This is a genomic window from Kitasatospora sp. GAS1066B, from assembly GCF_041262605.1.
Lineage (GTDB): Bacteria > Actinomycetota > Actinomycetes > Streptomycetales > Streptomycetaceae > Kitasatospora.
This window is the reverse complement of the sequence record NZ_JBGCCO010000004.1, coordinates 227,609-242,950: the sequence shown is the minus strand read 5'-3', so window position 1 is coordinate 242,950 and position 15,342 is coordinate 227,609. Positions and strand designations below refer to the sequence as shown.

The window sequence follows — 15,342 nt, the reverse complement described above, 5'->3', positions numbered from 1 at the left end:
TGGGTGCCTGCGTAGCGTTGCAAGTCGCCGTTTCCCCACTGTTCCTCTTGTGTAACCAGCATGTGAACCGACTATGCGAAGTTGCACCCTCACGCTCCGAGAGTGCCAGCGTCCGCCCGCGGTCCGCGTCGACCGGTATCCGCGCAGGTCAGCGCCGGTGCGTGGCGCGCCGGCGGCGGGAGACCATGATCGCGGCGGCACCGAAAGTCATCAGCGCGGCCGCTCCGGCGAGGAGCGGGATGACGCTGGTGTTACCAGTGAACGCGAGTGCGGCGGCTGGGGCGGCGGGGCGCCGGCTGGGGGTCGGCGTGGCGGCGCCGGGGGTCGGGCTCGCGGCGGCGGCAACCTGGGCGACGGGCACCGGGCCGGGAGCAGCCGGGCCGGAAGCGGGCGGCCCCGGAACGGTCGAGCCGGCGGACGCCGGCGCCGACGCCGGCATCGACGGAGCCGCGGCAGCACCGGGTGTGACGCAACTCACCGACGCCACCGTGATGGTGCCGTCCACCTTGGCGACGTTGAGGTTCAGCGGATTCAACGCGACGTGGACCGAGAGCGCGGCCGCCGCGGCCGTGCTGGAGGTGGTGCTCCGCGGCGCGAACTCGATGTCCACCGAGCCGATCGCCGGGACGTCCACGTGGGTCGGCCCGGTCGCCCGCAGGCTCACCTGGTGCCCGAGCACCGAGAGCGTGGCGGGCATGTTCACGGTGGCGGTCGGCGAGCCGTCCACCGGGCAGCTGACCGAGGCGCTGAGCGCCCGCAGCCCCAGCAGCGTGCTGGCGGGCAGGCCCGGCGCGTGCACGTCGGCGTTGAGCAACTGGACGGCGGCGGACGCCCCTCGGGCGTCCAGGTGGGTCACCGAGCTGCCCACGTCGGCCTTGACCAGGGTGACCGGGCCCGGCTGCGCCACGCCGGCCACGTTCGCGCTCAGCACCGAACCGTGCTGCTCGGCCGGCGACTCGACCTTGTTCAGCGCGATGTCCACCGGGACGGCCACCGTGCTGTTCAACAGGCTGACGTCCAGCGCGAGTTCGGCGGTGACCGCGTCGGCCCGCCCGGCCTCGGGGGTGTCGGCCCGGGCGGGCGCCGCCACCGGCAGCGCCGTGAGCGCGGTGACGGCCAGCAGAGCGGCGGCCCGGCGGAGGGCAGCGCGGTGGACGGCAGCACGGTGAACGGCGACACGGTGAACGGCGGCGCGATGGACAGGACGGGCAGCGGACAGCACGGAGGAACCCCCACGGGTGGACGGTGATGCGAGAGCGCCTGCTGCGCTCCGAGTGCGCCATCCTCCGGGCCACACCGCACACCGGGAGCAACTCCCGTCCCTTCTTCACTCGTTGGAGTGAATCAGGATCCTGAGTCCGATGCCGCGGGCGACGGGGTGCTGGCATGGGTGATCTTGCTGGTGTCGATGTAGAGGCCCGCGAAGGCGGCGACCGCGGAGGTCAGCGCCGGGATCGCGTCGACGTGCCTGGGGTAGACCAGCAGCGCGACGGCGGCCGCCACGGCGGCCAGCAGCGCACAGCCGCCCAGGCCGTTCCAGGCCCGGCGGGTGACCGTGTGGTCGGGGTTGATGACGGCGCCGAGCAGCGCGGTGACCAGGCCCGAGGCGACCTGCATCAGGTCGGGCAGCGCGGTGTCGCCGTCCCAGGCGATCACCCCGAGGAACAGCATGAGCAGCGCGAAGGCGGCGACCGCGAGGTTGGCGGTGGGGCCGCTCTGGGCGGGTGGCGCGGGCTGGACGGTCTGCGCGGGCTGGGCGGGCGGCGCGGGCTGGGCGGGCGGCGCGGGCTTGATACCGGTGGCTGGTGTGACCATCTGATCTCCAGGGTTCCAGGGTTCGACGAATGGACTGCGCGGGCCCAGCAAAGCGCTACGACAGTCGCCAAGTCCACCGGTTGCGCACCCTGACGTGCCAGCAGCTCGTTCGCCCGGCTGAACGGACGCGACCCGAAGAAGCCGCGGTCGGCGGCCGTCGGGCCATCGGGGCGCCGACCCCGGCCGTGGGTCCGGGTCAGGCGGTGGGCTCGGGGTGGACCAGGTTGGCGCCGGTGGCGGGGTCGAAGACGTGGAGGCGGGAGGTGTTCATCCACAGCTCCAGTTGCTCGCCCTCGGCGGCGCGGGTGGCGGCGCTGAGGCGGGCGACGAGTTGGTGCTCCTGTACGCCGGTGTCCGCGAGGCCGGAGTCGACTGCGAGTTCCTCCAGTTCGGAGGTCCGTGCCGGCCCCTCCTCGGTGAAGTGGAGGTAGACGTCCGAACCGACGGACTCCAGCACGTCCACGGTGACGGTGAAGGTATGGCCGCCGTGCCGACCGTCCATCAGCGAGGCCTCCTCGAAGTCCTCGGGGCGAATGCCGACGATCAGCTCGCGTGGCGCGTCCGCGCGGGTCAGCACCTGGCGGGTGCGGTCGTCCAGCGGGAGATCGCCGACCGAGGTGCGCAGCGCGTTCTCCTCAAGCGTGGCGTTCAGGAAGTTCATGCCGGGCGAACCGATGAACCCCGCGACGAAGAGGTTGCGCGGGGAGTCGTACAGGTGCTGCGGCGCACCGACCTGCTGGACGACTCCGCTGCGCATCACCACCACCTTGTCGCCCAGCGTCATCGCCTCGACCTGGTCGTGCGTGACGTAGACGGTGGTGGTGCCCAGCCGGCGCTGCAGGCGGGAGATCTGGGTGCGCATCTGGACCCGGAGTTTGGCGTCCAGGTTCGACAGCGGCTCGTCCATCAGGAAGGCCTTGGGGTTGCGGACGATGGCGCGCCCCATGGCCACGCGCTGGCGCTGGCCGCCGGAGAGGTTGGCGGGCTTGCGGTCCAGGTGCTCGGTCAGGTCGAGGATCCGGGCCGCCTCCTCCACCTTGGCGTCGCTGGTCGCCTTGTCCACCTTCGCCAGCCGCAGCGCGAAGCCCATGTTGGCGCGGACCGTCATGTGCGGATAGAGGGCATAGCTCTGGAAGACCATCGCGATGTCGCGTTCCTTCGGTGGCTTGTCGTTGACCACCTGGTCGCCGATCCGCAGGGTGCCCTCGGTGATGTCCTCCAGACCCGCGATCATGTTGAGGGTGGTGGACTTGCCGCAGCCCGAGGGGCCGACCAGGATGACGAACTCACCGTCGGCGATGGCGAGGTTGACGTCCCTGACAGCGACAGCGCCGTCCGGGTAGCGCTTGGTGATCCCCTCGAGGACGATCTCAGCCACAGTCCTGCCTTCCTTCTTCTTGACGGTGTGTCAGCCTTGGGCGGCGTGGCGCGGTGCGCTAGCCCTTGACGGCGCCGGAGGTGAGCCCGGCGACGATGTGGCGCTGGAAGAGCAGCACGAACACGATGATCGGAACGGTGATCACCACGGCCGCCGCCGCGATGGATCCGGTGGGCTGTTGGAACTGCGAACTGCCGGTGAAGAAGGCGATCGCGGCCGGTACGGTGCGGGCCCTGGTGGTGGAGGTCAGCGAGATGGCGAAGAGGAAGTCGTTCCAGCAGAAGATGAAGACCAGGATCGCCGTCGTGAACACGCCGGGTGCCGCGAGCGGGGCGATCACCAGCCGGAACGCCTGCGCCGGGGTCGCGCCGTCGACCTTGGCCGCCTTCTCCAGGTCCCAGGGGATCTCGCGGAAGAACGCCGACAGGGTGTAGATGGCCAGCGGCAGCGAGAAGGTCATGTAAGGGATGATCAGCCCCGGCCAGGTGTCGAAGATCCCCAGCAGCCGTTCGATGTTGAACAGCGGCGACACCAGCGAGATCGGAGGGAACATCGCGATCAGCAGTGACATGCCGATCAGCAGTCGCTTTCCCGGGAAGCGCAGCCGGGCGACCGCGTAGGCGGCCATGGTCCCGAGGACGACGGCGATCACGGTGGCGATCAGTGCGATGCCGATCGAGTTGATCAGGGCGCGGGTGAACTCGGAGGTCTGGAAGATGCCCCGGTAGTTCTGCGTGGTCCACTTGCTGGGGATGAAGTCGCCGTCGGTCAGGGTGCTCGGGTCCTTGAAGGACAGCGCGGCGATCCACCAGACGGGGAAGAGGGCGTAGGCCACGACCACCACGTTGGCGACGCTCCAGCCGACCACCCGCCTGGTCTGTGCGGTGGAGCGGCGCGGGCGGGCGCCGGGCGCGGCCGGCTGGTGGGCGGCAGTCGGGTGGGTGGTGGTCATCGGCGTTCCATCTCCGAACCGGGCGCAGCGGTGCCGAACAGCTTGATGAACACGAACGCGATGAGCGCGACACAGACGAAGATCAGCACCGAGATCGCCGATCCGATGCCGAGGTTCAGGGCGGTGAAGAGGTTGTCGTAGCCGAGGATCGAGACCGAGGCGGTGTTGTTGGAACCCGACGTCAGCACATAGATGTTGTCGAAGATCCGAAAGGCGTCCAGGGTCCGGAAGAGCAGTGCCACCAGGATGGCCGGCTTCATCAGCGGCAGGATCACCAGGACGAGCCGCTGCCAGGCGGTGGCACCGTCCACCATCGCCGCGCGGACGGTCTCCTCCGGCACCAGGGCCAGCCCGGCGAGCAGCAACAGCGCCATGAACGGCGTGGTCTTCCAGACCTCGGCGAGGATGATCAGCCCGATCGCCTGCCAGTGGTCGGTCAACGGCGCGCTGCCGGCCGGGAGCAGCGCGGCCAGATAGCCGGTGCCCGGAGTCCAGGCGTACTGCCAGGAGAAGGCAGCGACCACGGTGACGATCCCGTACGGGATCAGGATCGCGGTACGGACCACCCCGCGTCCGAAGAGGGCGCGGTGCATGACCAGCGCCAGCAGCATGCCGAGGACCAGCTCGATGGCGACCGAGACCACCGTGATCACCACCGTCACCCAGAGCGCGTCCCACCAGAACGGAGAGGTGAGCACCGCACCGTAGTTGCTGAGCCCGACCCAGTGGGCCAGCTGCGGGAACCGCAGGTCGTAGCGCTGCAGCGACAGGTAGACGGCATACCCGATGGGGTAGGCGGTGACGGCGGCCATCACGATCACCGCGGGTGCACAGAGCATGTAGCCGAGATTGCGCTCCTGCCGGGCGGCCACGGACAGGGCGTTGGGGCCCTTCGGGGTGGCGGGGTCGGGTGCTGCGCGATCAGGCCCGGTCATGGAATCAGCCCCTTGGAACTCAGCGCGTCGCTGATCTGGCTGCGCAGGCCGGCGATCGAGCTCCGCGGCCTGATCGAGGCGGGAGGCGAGAGCGTGTGCGAGATGGCGATGGACACGTTCTGGTACGCCGGGGTCTGCGGCCGCACGCTCGCTGCTTCCAGGGAGGCCAGGATCTCGGCGGCGAACGGGTAACTGGCGCCGAGATCCGGATCGGAGTAGAGACTGCGCAGGGTGGGCGGCAGACCGCCCTTGAGCGCGGCGACCTTCTGGTTGTCGCTGTTGCGCAGGCACAGCGCGGCCTCGTAGGCGAGGTCGGCGTGGCGGGTGTACGCACCGATGGCGAGGTCGATGCCGCCGATGGTCACGCTGGCCGGCTTGCCGGGCTCGACGCCCGGGTAGGGCGCCCATTTGAAGTGCTTGAAGAGCTCGGGCTGGTCGGCCTTCATGGAGGGGTAGACGAACGGGTAGTTGATCTCGAAGGCGGCCGTGCCGGACTCCATCGCCAGCCGGTTCTGGTCCTCCATCTGGTTCGGCAGCGACGGGTCGGCGGCGGCGGAGGTCGCCAGGTCGTGCATGATGCCGGCTGCGGTGACCCCCGGCGGGCCGAGGGACGGCGCGGTGGCATCGGGTGTCAGGACGGCACCGCCGGCGCTGGTGATCAGGGTGTTGAACCAGACGGTCAGGCCCTCGTACTGGGCGCCCTGGATCTCGACGAAGTGCGGCTTGCCGGCCTTGGCCAGCGCCTCGGCCTGCGCCAGCATCTCGGCCCACGTCTTCGGCGGCGTGGGGACCAGGTCGTCGCGGTACCACAGCAGCTGCGTATTGGCGTTGTACGGGACGCCGTACAGCTTGCCCTTCCAGGTCGTGGTCTGGAGCGGCACCGGCAGGGTGTCCTCGGTGGCCTGCTCCTTGGTCACCCCCGTCCACTCGCGGGCCCAGCCGGCCTCGGCGAACTCCGGCGCCCAGGTGACGTCGAGCCCGAGGATGTCCATCGAGGAGTCGTGCGCCGCCAACCGGCGGACGAGCTGCTGGCGCTGGCCGTCCGCCGTCCGTGGCAGCTTGTTGTAGTGGATGACGTACCGGCCGCCCGAGGCCTTGCCGCAGCTGTCCGCCGCCTGCTGGAGGGCGCCGGAGTCGTCCGGGAACTGATACCAGTTCAGGACGGCCGGGCCTGCCGACGCCGTCCCGCCGCACCCGGCGAGCACCGAGGCGAGCAGTGGCAGCGCGGCGAGCGCGTGCAGCCGGCGGGCGCCGCTGTGGCGACGCCGATGAGCTCGTCCGTCCGCATCGCCGCGCATCTGTCCCCCCTGCCGCCGATCACTGCGAAGACCGCCATCTGACAGGTCATCAGTCCAGGTGACGCTAAGTCATGAAAGCCTGCGCGACAGTCATCCGACAGAGGGGCATTTGGGTGATTCAGTGGCTACCGGGAGCAGATCTGACGGCAGGTGGCGCAGCCCCGGTCGTCAACGGGGTTCGTAGAACACGTTGCAGATGCGGGTGGCGACATGGAGGTTGAGCCGGGCCTCGACGTCGCTGAGGTCGTGGCCGGTGATCTCGCGGATGCGCTGGAGGCGGTAGCGCACGGTGCTCCGATGGATGAGCAGGATCTCAGAGGTCGCGTCGTAGCTTCCGCCGCTCTCGAGGTAGCGCGAGAGCGTGGTGACGAGGTCGGTGTGGTGGCGCGCGTCGTAGTCCAGCAGGGCGCCGAGCCATTCGCGGACGAAGCGGTCGGCTTCCCGTTCGCCGTCGCCGGTGCCCATCATGCGGTAGAGGCCGAGCTCCTCGAAGTTGGTGCTGCCGTGCGGGTCGTGGGATCTGCGCCGCACGGTGAGGGCTCGGGCGGCCTCGTCGTAGGAGTGCGGGAGGTCTGCGGGGCTGTCACAGCGGCCGCCGACTCCGATGGCCCCGGCCCGGGTGTCGAGGTCCTCGGAGACGGCCCGGTACAGCGCGTCCCCGGAGTCGAGCCCCGCTGCCAGCACGACCGTGGTCTCCCGGCGGGCGCCGATGAGCACGTCCACGCGCAGGCGAGCGGCCGCGCGGGCGACCGCGTCGCCGAGCGCCGCCTGGTCGGCGGGTCCGGGCCACTGCAGTACGGCGACCCGGTGCGGCCGGTGCAGATCGTGGCCGAAGGTGGCCGCACAGGCGAACATGTCCTCGGTCGCCCGGCCCGAGATCAGCCTGTCGACGAGATCACGACGCAGTTGTGGTTCCAACAGGGCGAGCCTGCGCGCGTGGGAGAGTTCCGGGGCCAGGACCAGGCCGGCCTGGTCGAGGGCGCAGGTGTCCGGCTTCCCGGCTCGCCGGTCCGGGTCGACCAGGGCTACCAGGCCGAGCAGGTCGCCGGCCATGGCGATGGGGGCGATCAGCCGGTCCCGGTCACGGACGGCGCCCGGCTGGTGCCGTGCGTGCTGCAGCAGCTCTTCTCGGGGTCCGAGGTCAGGTCCGCGAGGGGGCGGGGGCGGACCGGGGCCTGCCCAGACCCGCAGGTTGCCGAAGAGGTCCTCGGTCAGCGCCGGGAGCCCGGTGAGTTCGTGGAGAGCCCGGACTATGCCCTTCTCGCCCCGGCCGGAGGCCGCCGCGCGGGCAAGCGCTTCGTGGCAGGCGCCGGTGCGTTCCAGGACCGCGACGGTAGCGCCGGGGTCGGCGTCGCGCCGGACCTCCGCAGCCCTCAGCCGGTCGTTTTCCACGGCAGTGGCGCGTTCCAGCCGGCGCCGCGCCATCCATGCGAGGGCGATGCCGGCCTGCCGGACGAGCAGGTCGGCGAGGGCGCTCTCGTCGGCCGAGGGCGCGGTGCGGGCTCGGACGACGAGGTGGCCGAGACAGCGGTCGCCGTCACGTAGGGCGTAGACCCGCATCCAGCAGCAGCCGGCGCCGTCCGGGTGGCCGGTGGCTGTGGCTGCGGTGTGCGGCCGCGCGCCGGATACGGCGGGAGTGAACGGTGCGCGGCGCACCGGCAGGCCGTTGTGCAGCAGGTGGGCCGCGTCGAACGGGCCGAGCGCCGCCATCGCGGCCCTGGCAGCCCCCAGTACCGCGAACTCGTCGGCTCCCTCGAACATCGCCGTGGTGTGGCGAAGCAGGGTGTGCGCTACCCCAGCCGTTGGCGGGACCGCATGCGGTGGTGAGGCCGTCATCGCGGGCGGGACAGCGTCATCCATGACAGGCCCCCTTCGGGGCTCGGGACATCAGCCGCTGCTACCACGCTACGCCGCCCGAGGCGGGCCCTCAGCGGCAGGCCGCGGGCTTGGCACCCGTCCTGGCGGACGAGCGGGCCGTCGCGGGTTCGTCCTGCCAGGGCGAGGAATCCCGAGGACTGTCGCGCGAGGCTGGCGGCTGGCGTGGGCGCGAACGCGCGGCTGTCGTCGGCGGTCTCGCCGGGGCCCGCGTCACGGTCACGACCGGTCCGTGTCACGACGGAGGAGGTTCCCATGGCGAAGGCAGTCGGCATCGATCTCGGTACGACCAACTCGGTCATCGCGGTCTGGGAGGGCGGTGAGCCCACCGTGATACCGAACGCCGAGGGATCCAGGACGACGCCCTCGGTGGTGGCTTTCTCCGACACCGGCGAGCGGCTGGTGGGGCAGCTGGCCCGGCGGCAGGCGATCCTCAACCCGAAGGGCACCGTCACGTCCGCGAAGCGGTTCATCGGCCGTCGCTACGACGAGGTCGTGGAGGAGGCCAAGGCGGTCTCCTTCGACGTGGTGGAGGGACCGGGCGGGGTGGCCCGATTCGAGGTGAACGGCAAGCAGTACGCGCCCGAGGAGATCAGCGCGCAGGTGCTGCGCAAGCTCGCCGACGACGGCGGGAAGTCGCTCGGCGAGCGGGTGACCGAGGCGGTCATCACGGTGCCCGCCTACTTCAACGACGCCCAGCGGCAGGCCACCAAGGACGCCGGGAAGATCGCCGGCCTCGAGGTCCTGCGGATCATCAACGAGCCGACCGCGGCGGCGCTGGCCTACGGGCTGGACAAGAAGGGTCACGAGACCGTCCTGGTCTTCGACCTCGGCGGCGGCACCTTCGACGTCAGCATCCTGGACGTCGGCGACGGCGTGGTGGAGGTCCGCGCCACCGCAGGTGACTCCCACCTGGGCGGCGACGACTTCGACCGCCGGCTGGTGGACCACCTGGCGGACGACTTCCAGAAGACCGAGGGCATCGACCTGCGCAAGGACCCGCAAGCCCTGCAGCGGCTGTTCGAGGCCGCCGAGAAGGCCAAGACCGAGCTGAGTTCGGTCACCCAGACCCAGGTGAGCCTGCCGTTCGTCACCGCGGACGCCTCCGGGCCGAAGCACCTGACCGAGACCGTCCGCCGCTCCACCTTCGAGCAGATCACCGCGGACCTGGTCGAGCGCTGCCTGGGCCCGGTGAAGCAGGCGATGGCCGACGCGAAGGTCACCGACAACGACATCGACGAGGTCATCCTGGTCGGTGGTTCGACCCGCATCCCCGCGGTGCAGGCGCTGGTGCGGCGCCTGACCGGTGGCAAGGACCCCAACATGACCGTCAACCCGGACGAGGTGGTGGCGCTGGGCGCCGCCGTCCAGGCCGGAGTGCTCAAGGGTGAGGTCAAGGATGTGCTGCTGCTCGACGTCACCCCGCTCTCGCTGGGCGTGGAGACAGCGGGCGGTGTGATGACCAAGATCATCGAACGGAACACCACCATCCCCGCCCGCCGCTCCGAGACCTTCTCGACCGCCGAGGACAACCAGCCGGCCGTGGACATCGTGGTGCTCCAGGGCGAGCGTGAACTGGCCGCCGACAACCGGGTGCTGGGCCGCTTCCGGCTGGAGAACCTCAAGCCCGCGCCACGCGGGCAGACCCAGATCGAGGTCACCTTCGACATCGACGCCAACGGCATCCTCAAGGTCAGCGCCAAGGACAAGGACACCGGCGCCGAACAGTCGATCACCATCAGCGAGGGCTCCAACCTCGACCAGGCCGAGGTCGAGCGGATGATCGCCGAGGCCGAGCAGAACCGCTCCGCCGACAGAGCGCTGCGCGAGGCAGTCGACGCCCGCAACGAGCTGGACGCGGTCGCCTACCAGGTCGAACGCCGGCTGAGCGAACTCGGCGACGCCGCGCCGCAGCACGAGCGGGCCCGCGCCGAGCTGTTGATCGATCAGGCACGCGCGGCCATCAAGGAGGAGGCACCCGCGGACCGCGCCCGCAGCCTCACCTCCGAGCTCCAGCAGGTCTACGCCGGACTGGCCGCCCACCCGGCCGGGCCCTCGGGCGCGTCCGGCCAGGCCGCCGGTGGCGGACCCTCGGGCGACGCCTCGGGTGGTGGCGCGGGCGACGACGACGTCATCGACGCCGACTTCGACCGGAGCTGAGGCGGCGTCATGTCGGAACAGGACCAGGACCGTCCTCCGCAGGAGGCGCCGGAACTCTCGCAGGAGGCGGCTCCGGCACGGGAGATGTCCGAGATCGAGGAGTTGGAGGACCGGTGGCGGCGGGCGCTCGCCGATCTGGACAACCTCCGCAAGCGGCACGCCCGTGAGCGGCCCCGCGAACTGGAGGCCGAACGGGCCAGGGTCACCGCTGCCTGGCTCCCGGTGCTCGACAACCTCGAACTGGCCCTCGCCCACGCGGCCGCCGACCCCGGGTCGATCGTCGAGGGCGTCCGGGCGGTCCGCGACCAGGCCGTCGAGGTGCTGAGAAGCCTCGGCTACCCCCGCCACGACGAGACCGGCGTCCCCTTCGACCCCGCCCTGCACGACGTGGTCACCGTGGTCGACGCCCCGGACACCGCTCCGGGCACCGTCGTCCAGGTGCTGCGCCCCGGGTACGGTGAGCCCGGGCGGCAGTTGCGCCCTGCGGCGGTGGCGGTCAGCCGCAAGCCGGAGTGAGACGCCATGGCCCGCGACTACTACGAGGTGCTGGGCGTCCCGAGGACCGCCGACGCGGCCCAGATCCAGCAGGCGTTCCGTACCCTGGCCCGCCGCTACCACCCGGACGTGAACAAGGACCCGGCCGCCGAGGACCGCTTCAAGGAGCTCAACGAGGCATACAGCGTGCTCTCCGACCCCGACACCCGGGCCCGGTACGACCGCTTCGGCCCCGACTTCCGGCAGATCCCCGAGGACTACGACGAACGGGCGGCCGCCGCCCAGGGCTTCGGGGGAAGGGGCGGGTACGCCGGGGCGGGTGGCCGAGGGGGCGCGCGGGTCTGGACGACGGGAGGGCAGTACGACACGTCCGACGTCGACTTCGAGGAGCTCTTCGGCGGTATCTTCGGTGGCCGAGCGGGCCCGGCCGGCCGAGCGCGTGCCGGGCCGGTCCCCGGCGCCGACCAGGAGGCCGAACTCACGCTCACCGTGGAAGAGGCCTACCGGGGCGGCAGACGGAAGATCACCCTCGACGGGCCGGGCGGCGGGCGCAGCTATGACGTGAACGTCCCGGCCGGCGTGGTCAACGGACAGCGGATCCGGCTCGCGGGGGAGGGCGGCCGGGGCCGCGGCCAGGGCGCCGCCGGGGACCTCTACCTGGTGGTGCGGATCGCGCCGCACCCGCGCTACCGCCTCTCGGGTCGCGACATCCATGTCGACCTGCCCGTCACCCCGTGGGAGGCCGCGCTCGGGGCGACCATCCCGGTCAGCGGGCCGGGCGGCACCGCGAAGGTCCACGTCCCACCGGGCACCTCCACCGGCCGCCGGCTACGACTGCGGGGCGAGGGGATGCCCAACCCCAAGGGTTCCCCCGGTGACCTCTACGCCGAGATCCGGGTGATGGTGCCACCCTCGCTGAGCCCGCGCGAGCGCGAGTTGTTGGAGGAACTGGCCGCAGTGTCGACGTTTGACCCGAGGAAGCAGACATGAGAGCCCAGCAGCGTCCTCCCGCCGACGGCATCGGACCGGCCGACACCGGTGCTCGCTACCCGCTCGTGCGGATCTACCGCCCCGACCCGTACCGGCTGTCCCTGGACAGCGTCGCCCACCACAGCGGCCTGTCACCCGACCTGGTCCGCCGTTTCGTCGCCCTGGGGCTGGTGGACGCCGAGCGGGACCGCCTCGGCCGGTTCTGGTTCCGCACCAGCGCCCCGGCGACCATCGCCCGGGCCCAGCGGCTGCGGACCGGACTGTCCCTCAACTACGCCGCCATCGGGCTCGTCCTCGACCTGCTCGACCGCATCGACGAGTTGGAGAGCGCGCTGCGCCACCGCGAGCGGGCCGCCAAGGAGCGAATCCCATGGACATGAACCGCCTCACCCAGAAGTCCCAGGAAGCCCTCCAGGAAGCGCAGAGCGTCGCGGTGCGCCTGGGCCAGAACCAGGTCGACGGCGAACACCTGCTGCTGGCCCTGCTCGACCAGCAGGACGGCCTGACGCCCCGGCTGTTCGAGCAGGCCGGCGCCGACCCGGCCGCGTTGCGCACCGCCGTCCAGGCCGACCTTGCCAAACGCCCGCGCACCACCGGTCCCGGCGCCGCACCCGGCCAGGTGACGGTCACCCAGCGCCTCGCCCGGCTCCTCGACACGGCCGAGCAGGAGGCCAGACGACTCAAGGACGAGTACGTCTCGACCGAGCACCTGGTGCTCGCCCTGGTGGAGGAGGGCTCGGCCACCGCCGCCGGGCGCCGACTGGCGGAGCACGGGATCACCAAGGACGCCTTCCTGAGCGCCCTCACCCGGGTGCGCGGCAACCAGCGGGTCACCTCCGCCAACCCGGAGGCCGCCTACGAGGCGCTGGAGAAGTACGGCCGCGACCTCGTGGCCGACGCCCGCACCGGCCGCCTCGACCCGGTGATCGGCCGCGACGCCGAGATCCGCCGGGTGATCCAGATCCTCAGCCGCAAGACCAAGAACAACCCGGTGCTGATCGGCGAACCCGGCGTCGGCAAGACCGCCATCGTCGAGGGCCTGGCCCAGCGGATCGTGCGCGGCGACGTCCCCGAAGGGCTGCGCGACAAGACCGTGTTCGCCCTGGACATGGGATCGCTGGTCGCCGGCGCCAAGTACCGCGGCGAGTTCGAGGAACGGCTCAAGGCCGTACTGGCCGAGGTCAAGGGAGCCGAGGGACGCATCCTGCTCTTCGTGGACGAGCTGCACACCGTCGTCGGCGCGGGCGCCGCCGAGGGCGCGATGGACGCCGGCAACATGCTCAAGCCGATGCTGGCCCGCGGCGAGTTGCACATGATCGGCGCCACCACCCTGGACGAGTACCGCAAACACATCGAGTCCGACGCCGCCCTCGAACGCCGGTTCCAGATCGTCCTGGTCGACGAGCCGAGCGTGGAGGACACGATCTCCATCCTGCGTGGCATCCGCGAGCGCCTGGAGGTCTTCCACGGCGTCAAGATCCAGGACGGCGCCCTGGTCGCCGCCGCGACCCTCAGTCATCGCTACATCAGCGACCGCTTCCTCCCCGACAAGGCCATCGACCTGGTGGACGAGGCCTGCGCAAGGTTGCGCACCGAGATCGACTCGATGCCCGCCGAGCTCGACGAACTCACCCGCCGGGCAACCCGGTTGGAGATCGAGGAGGCGGCGCTCGCCCAGGAGACCGACCCGGCCAGCCGCGCCCGCCTGGCCGACCTGCGGCGCGAACTCGCCGACCTGCGAGGCGAGTTGGACTCCAAGCACGCCCAGTGGGAGGCCGAACGCCAGGCCATCCGCCGCGTCCAGGAACTGCGCCAGGATCTGGAACGCGCCCGGCAGGATGCCGAGGAGGCCGAACGCGCCTACGACCTCAATCGCGCCGCCCAGCTGCGCTACGGCACCATCAGCGAACTGGAGCGCCGCCTGGACGCCGAGGAGGAGCAACTCGCCGCCAAGCAGGGCGAGAACCGACTGCTGCGCGAGGTGGTCACGGCCGACGAGATCGCCGAGATCGTCTCCGCCTGGACCGGCATCCCGGTCAGCCGGTTGCAGGAAGGCGAACGGCAGAAGCTGCTCCGCCTGGACGAGATCCTGCGCCAGCGGGTGATCGGACAGGACGAGGCCGTCCAACTGGTCGCCGACGCGGTGATCCGGGCCCGCTCGGGCGTGCGCGACCCGCGCCGGCCGATCGGCTCCTTCATCTTCCTCGGCCCCACCGGCGTCGGGAAGACCGAACTCGCCAAGACCCTCGCCACCGCGCTGTTCGACAGCGAGAACAACATGGTCCGCCTCGACATGAGCGAGTACCAGGAGCGGCACACCGTCAGCCGTCTCGTCGGGGCACCCCCCGGATACGTCGGGTACGAGGAGGGTGGCCAGCTCACCGAGGCCGTACGCCGCAAGCCCTACTCCGTCGTCCTCTTCGACGAGATCGAAAAGGCCCACGCCGATGTCTTCAACACCCTGCTCCAGGTGTTGGACGACGGTCGGATCACCGACGCCCAGGGCCGCACCGTCGACTTCCGCAACACCGTCGTCATCATGACCTCCAACATCGGGTCGCAGTACCTGATCCAGGACGCCACCGCCGGCGGCGAGATCAAACCCGAGGTGCGGGATCTCGTGATGGGTGAACTCAGCCGGCACTTCCGCCCCGAGTTCCTCAACCGCGTCGACGACATCGTGCTCTTCCACCCGCTCGGCCTCGCCGAGATCGAGCGCATCGTCGACCTGCTGCTGGAAGACCTGCGCAAGCGCCTCGGCGAGCAGCGGATCTCCCTCGTCCTCACCGAGGAGGCGCGCCACCTGATCGCCGCGGAGGGCTACGACCCGGTCTACGGCGCCCGGCCGCTGCGCCGCTTCATCTCGCACGAGGTCGAGACGAAGATCGGACGGGCACTGCTCGCCGGCGACGTCCACGAGGGCGTGACCATCGTCGTCGACGCCCGGGACGGCGAGCTGGTCGTCAGCTTCCAGGACGAGCCGCAGGAGTAGCCATGAGTGCCACGACCACCGTCCGCTGCACCAACTGCGGAAAGGCCAACCGCCTCCCCGCCGCCGCACAGGGGCGCCCCAGGTGCGGCAACTGCCAGACCCCGCTGCCCTGGATCACCGAAGCCGGCGACAACGACTTCGCCGCCGTCGTCGAGCAGGCCGCACTGCCCGTCCTGGTGGACCTCTGGGCGACCTGGTGCGGCCCCTGCCGGATGGTCAGCCCCGCCCTGGAACAGGTCGCGACCGAACTGGCCGGGCGGATCAAACTCGTCAAGGTCGACATCGACAGGTCGCCCGCCCTGGCCCAGCGCTTCGAGGTCCAGGCCGTGCCCACCCTGCTGGTCCTCGACCACGGCCGGCCCGTCGCCCGCCAGGCCGGAGCCGCCCCCGCCCCGGCGCTGCGCCAGTGGGTGGAGAAGGCCCTGGTGGACAGCGCCCAAGCCGCCTGACTG

The 15,342-nt window shown here is 71.1% G+C and carries 13 protein-coding genes and 1 pseudogene; 6 read left to right on the top strand and 8 right to left on the bottom strand.

What is annotated here, in order from left to right; all coding sequences use genetic code 11:
* Nucleotides 1–148 precede the first annotated feature (148 nt).
* The 8 genes and pseudogenes from ABH937_RS06035 to ABH937_RS06000 form a co-directional block, all read right to left on the bottom strand.
* On the bottom strand, nucleotides 149–1,222 hold the full coding sequence (locus tag ABH937_RS06035; RefSeq protein ID WP_370217450.1) for a hypothetical protein: 1,074 nt from the start codon (nucleotides 1,220–1,222) through the stop codon (nucleotides 149–151).
* A 122-nt stretch (nucleotides 1,223–1,344) separates the two neighbouring features.
* Entirely contained in the window at nucleotides 1,345–1,815 is a 471-nt protein-coding gene (locus ABH937_RS06030) for a hypothetical protein (protein WP_280688945.1), read from the bottom strand.
* A 55-nt stretch (nucleotides 1,816–1,870) separates the two neighbouring features.
* Nucleotides 1,871–1,976: pseudogene (locus ABH937_RS06025) on the bottom strand (uracil-DNA glycosylase); the annotation flags it as partial.
* A gap of 35 nt (nucleotides 1,977–2,011) precedes the next feature.
* Nucleotides 2,012–3,193, bottom strand: coding sequence for an ABC transporter ATP-binding protein (locus ABH937_RS06020; protein ID WP_370217448.1), 1,182 nt, complete (start codon nucleotides 3,191–3,193; stop codon nucleotides 2,012–2,014).
* Nucleotides 3,194–3,251: 58 nt separating this feature from the next.
* Complete coding sequence (locus tag ABH937_RS06015) at nucleotides 3,252–4,145, bottom strand: carbohydrate ABC transporter permease (RefSeq protein WP_370217447.1); 894 nt, start codon at nucleotides 4,143–4,145, stop codon at nucleotides 3,252–3,254.
* Nucleotides 4,142–5,080, bottom strand: a complete 939-nt coding sequence (locus ABH937_RS06010) for a carbohydrate ABC transporter permease (protein ID WP_370217445.1) — start codon at nucleotides 5,078–5,080, stop codon at nucleotides 4,142–4,144. The genes ABH937_RS06015 and ABH937_RS06010 overlap by 4 nt, the downstream gene beginning before the upstream one ends.
* The gene (locus ABH937_RS06005; RefSeq protein ID WP_370217444.1) at nucleotides 5,077–6,378 is read right to left on the bottom strand and encodes an ABC transporter substrate-binding protein; all 1,302 of its coding nucleotides are present in this window, start codon (nucleotides 6,376–6,378) and stop codon (nucleotides 5,077–5,079) included. The genes ABH937_RS06010 and ABH937_RS06005 overlap by 4 nt, the downstream gene beginning before the upstream one ends.
* A gap of 168 nt (nucleotides 6,379–6,546) precedes the next feature.
* Entirely contained in the window at nucleotides 6,547–8,139 is a 1,593-nt protein-coding gene (locus tag ABH937_RS06000) for a PucR family transcriptional regulator (protein WP_370217442.1), read from the bottom strand.
* Between the two features lie 369 nt (nucleotides 8,140–8,508).
* On the opposite strand from ABH937_RS06000, the gene dnaK reads away from it, so the two are divergent.
* The 6 genes from dnaK to trxA are packed head-to-tail and all read left to right on the top strand — an operon-like array spanning nucleotide 8,509 to nucleotide 15,339.
* A complete protein-coding gene (gene dnaK, locus ABH937_RS05995; protein ID WP_370217441.1) occupies nucleotides 8,509–10,413 on the top strand; it encodes a molecular chaperone DnaK in 1,905 nt (634 codons plus the stop codon).
* 9 nt (nucleotides 10,414–10,422) lie between these two features.
* The gene (locus ABH937_RS05990; RefSeq protein WP_370217440.1) at nucleotides 10,423–10,929 is read left to right on the top strand and encodes a nucleotide exchange factor GrpE; all 507 of its coding nucleotides are present in this window, start codon (nucleotides 10,423–10,425) and stop codon (nucleotides 10,927–10,929) included.
* A gap of 6 nt (nucleotides 10,930–10,935) precedes the next feature.
* Nucleotides 10,936–11,898: a DnaJ C-terminal domain-containing protein gene (locus ABH937_RS05985; protein WP_370217439.1), complete on the top strand. Its 963-nt coding sequence runs from the start codon at nucleotides 10,936–10,938 to the stop codon at nucleotides 11,896–11,898.
* Nucleotides 11,895–12,278: a chaperone modulator CbpM gene (locus ABH937_RS05980; RefSeq protein ID WP_370217438.1), complete on the top strand. Its 384-nt coding sequence runs from the start codon at nucleotides 11,895–11,897 to the stop codon at nucleotides 12,276–12,278. The genes ABH937_RS05985 and ABH937_RS05980 overlap by 4 nt, the downstream gene beginning before the upstream one ends.
* Nucleotides 12,269–14,890 carry an ATP-dependent chaperone ClpB gene (gene clpB / locus ABH937_RS05975; RefSeq protein ID WP_370217436.1) on the top strand — a complete coding sequence of 874 codons (2,622 nt, stop codon included), beginning with the start codon at nucleotides 12,269–12,271 and terminating at the stop codon, nucleotides 14,888–14,890. The genes ABH937_RS05980 and clpB overlap by 10 nt, the downstream gene beginning before the upstream one ends.
* Before the next feature lie 2 nt (nucleotides 14,891–14,892).
* Entirely contained in the window at nucleotides 14,893–15,339 is a 447-nt protein-coding gene (gene trxA / locus ABH937_RS05970; protein WP_370217435.1) for a thioredoxin, read from the top strand.
* Nucleotides 15,340–15,342 lie beyond the last annotated feature (3 nt).

Bases quoted from the DNA above. Each gene is read 5' to 3' on its own strand.
- ABH937_RS06000 (WP_370217442.1), bottom strand. From the start codon at position 8,139: ATGTTCGAGGGAGCCGACGAGTTCGCGGTACTGGGGGCTGCCAGGGCC.
- ABH937_RS06015 (WP_370217447.1), bottom strand. From the start codon at position 4,145: ATGACCACCACCCACCCGACTGCCGCCCACCAGCCGGCCGCGCCCGGC.
- ABH937_RS05990 (WP_370217440.1), top strand. From the start codon at position 10,423: ATGTCGGAACAGGACCAGGACCGTCCTCCGCAGGAGGCGCCGGAACTC.
- ABH937_RS05980 (WP_370217438.1), top strand. From the start codon at position 11,895: ATGAGAGCCCAGCAGCGTCCTCCCGCCGACGGCATCGGACCGGCCGAC.
- ABH937_RS06010 (WP_370217445.1), bottom strand. From the start codon at position 5,080: ATGACCGGGCCTGATCGCGCAGCACCCGACCCCGCCACCCCGAAGGGC.
- clpB (WP_370217436.1), top strand. From the start codon at position 12,269: ATGGACATGAACCGCCTCACCCAGAAGTCCCAGGAAGCCCTCCAGGAA.
- dnaK (WP_370217441.1), top strand. From the start codon at position 8,509: ATGGCGAAGGCAGTCGGCATCGATCTCGGTACGACCAACTCGGTCATC.
- ABH937_RS05985 (WP_370217439.1), top strand. From the start codon at position 10,936: ATGGCCCGCGACTACTACGAGGTGCTGGGCGTCCCGAGGACCGCCGAC.
- ABH937_RS06030 (WP_280688945.1), bottom strand. From the start codon at position 1,815: ATGGTCACACCAGCCACCGGTATCAAGCCCGCGCCGCCCGCCCAGCCC.
- ABH937_RS06005 (WP_370217444.1), bottom strand. From the start codon at position 6,378: ATGCGCGGCGATGCGGACGGACGAGCTCATCGGCGTCGCCACAGCGGC.
- trxA (WP_370217435.1), top strand. From the start codon at position 14,893: ATGAGTGCCACGACCACCGTCCGCTGCACCAACTGCGGAAAGGCCAAC.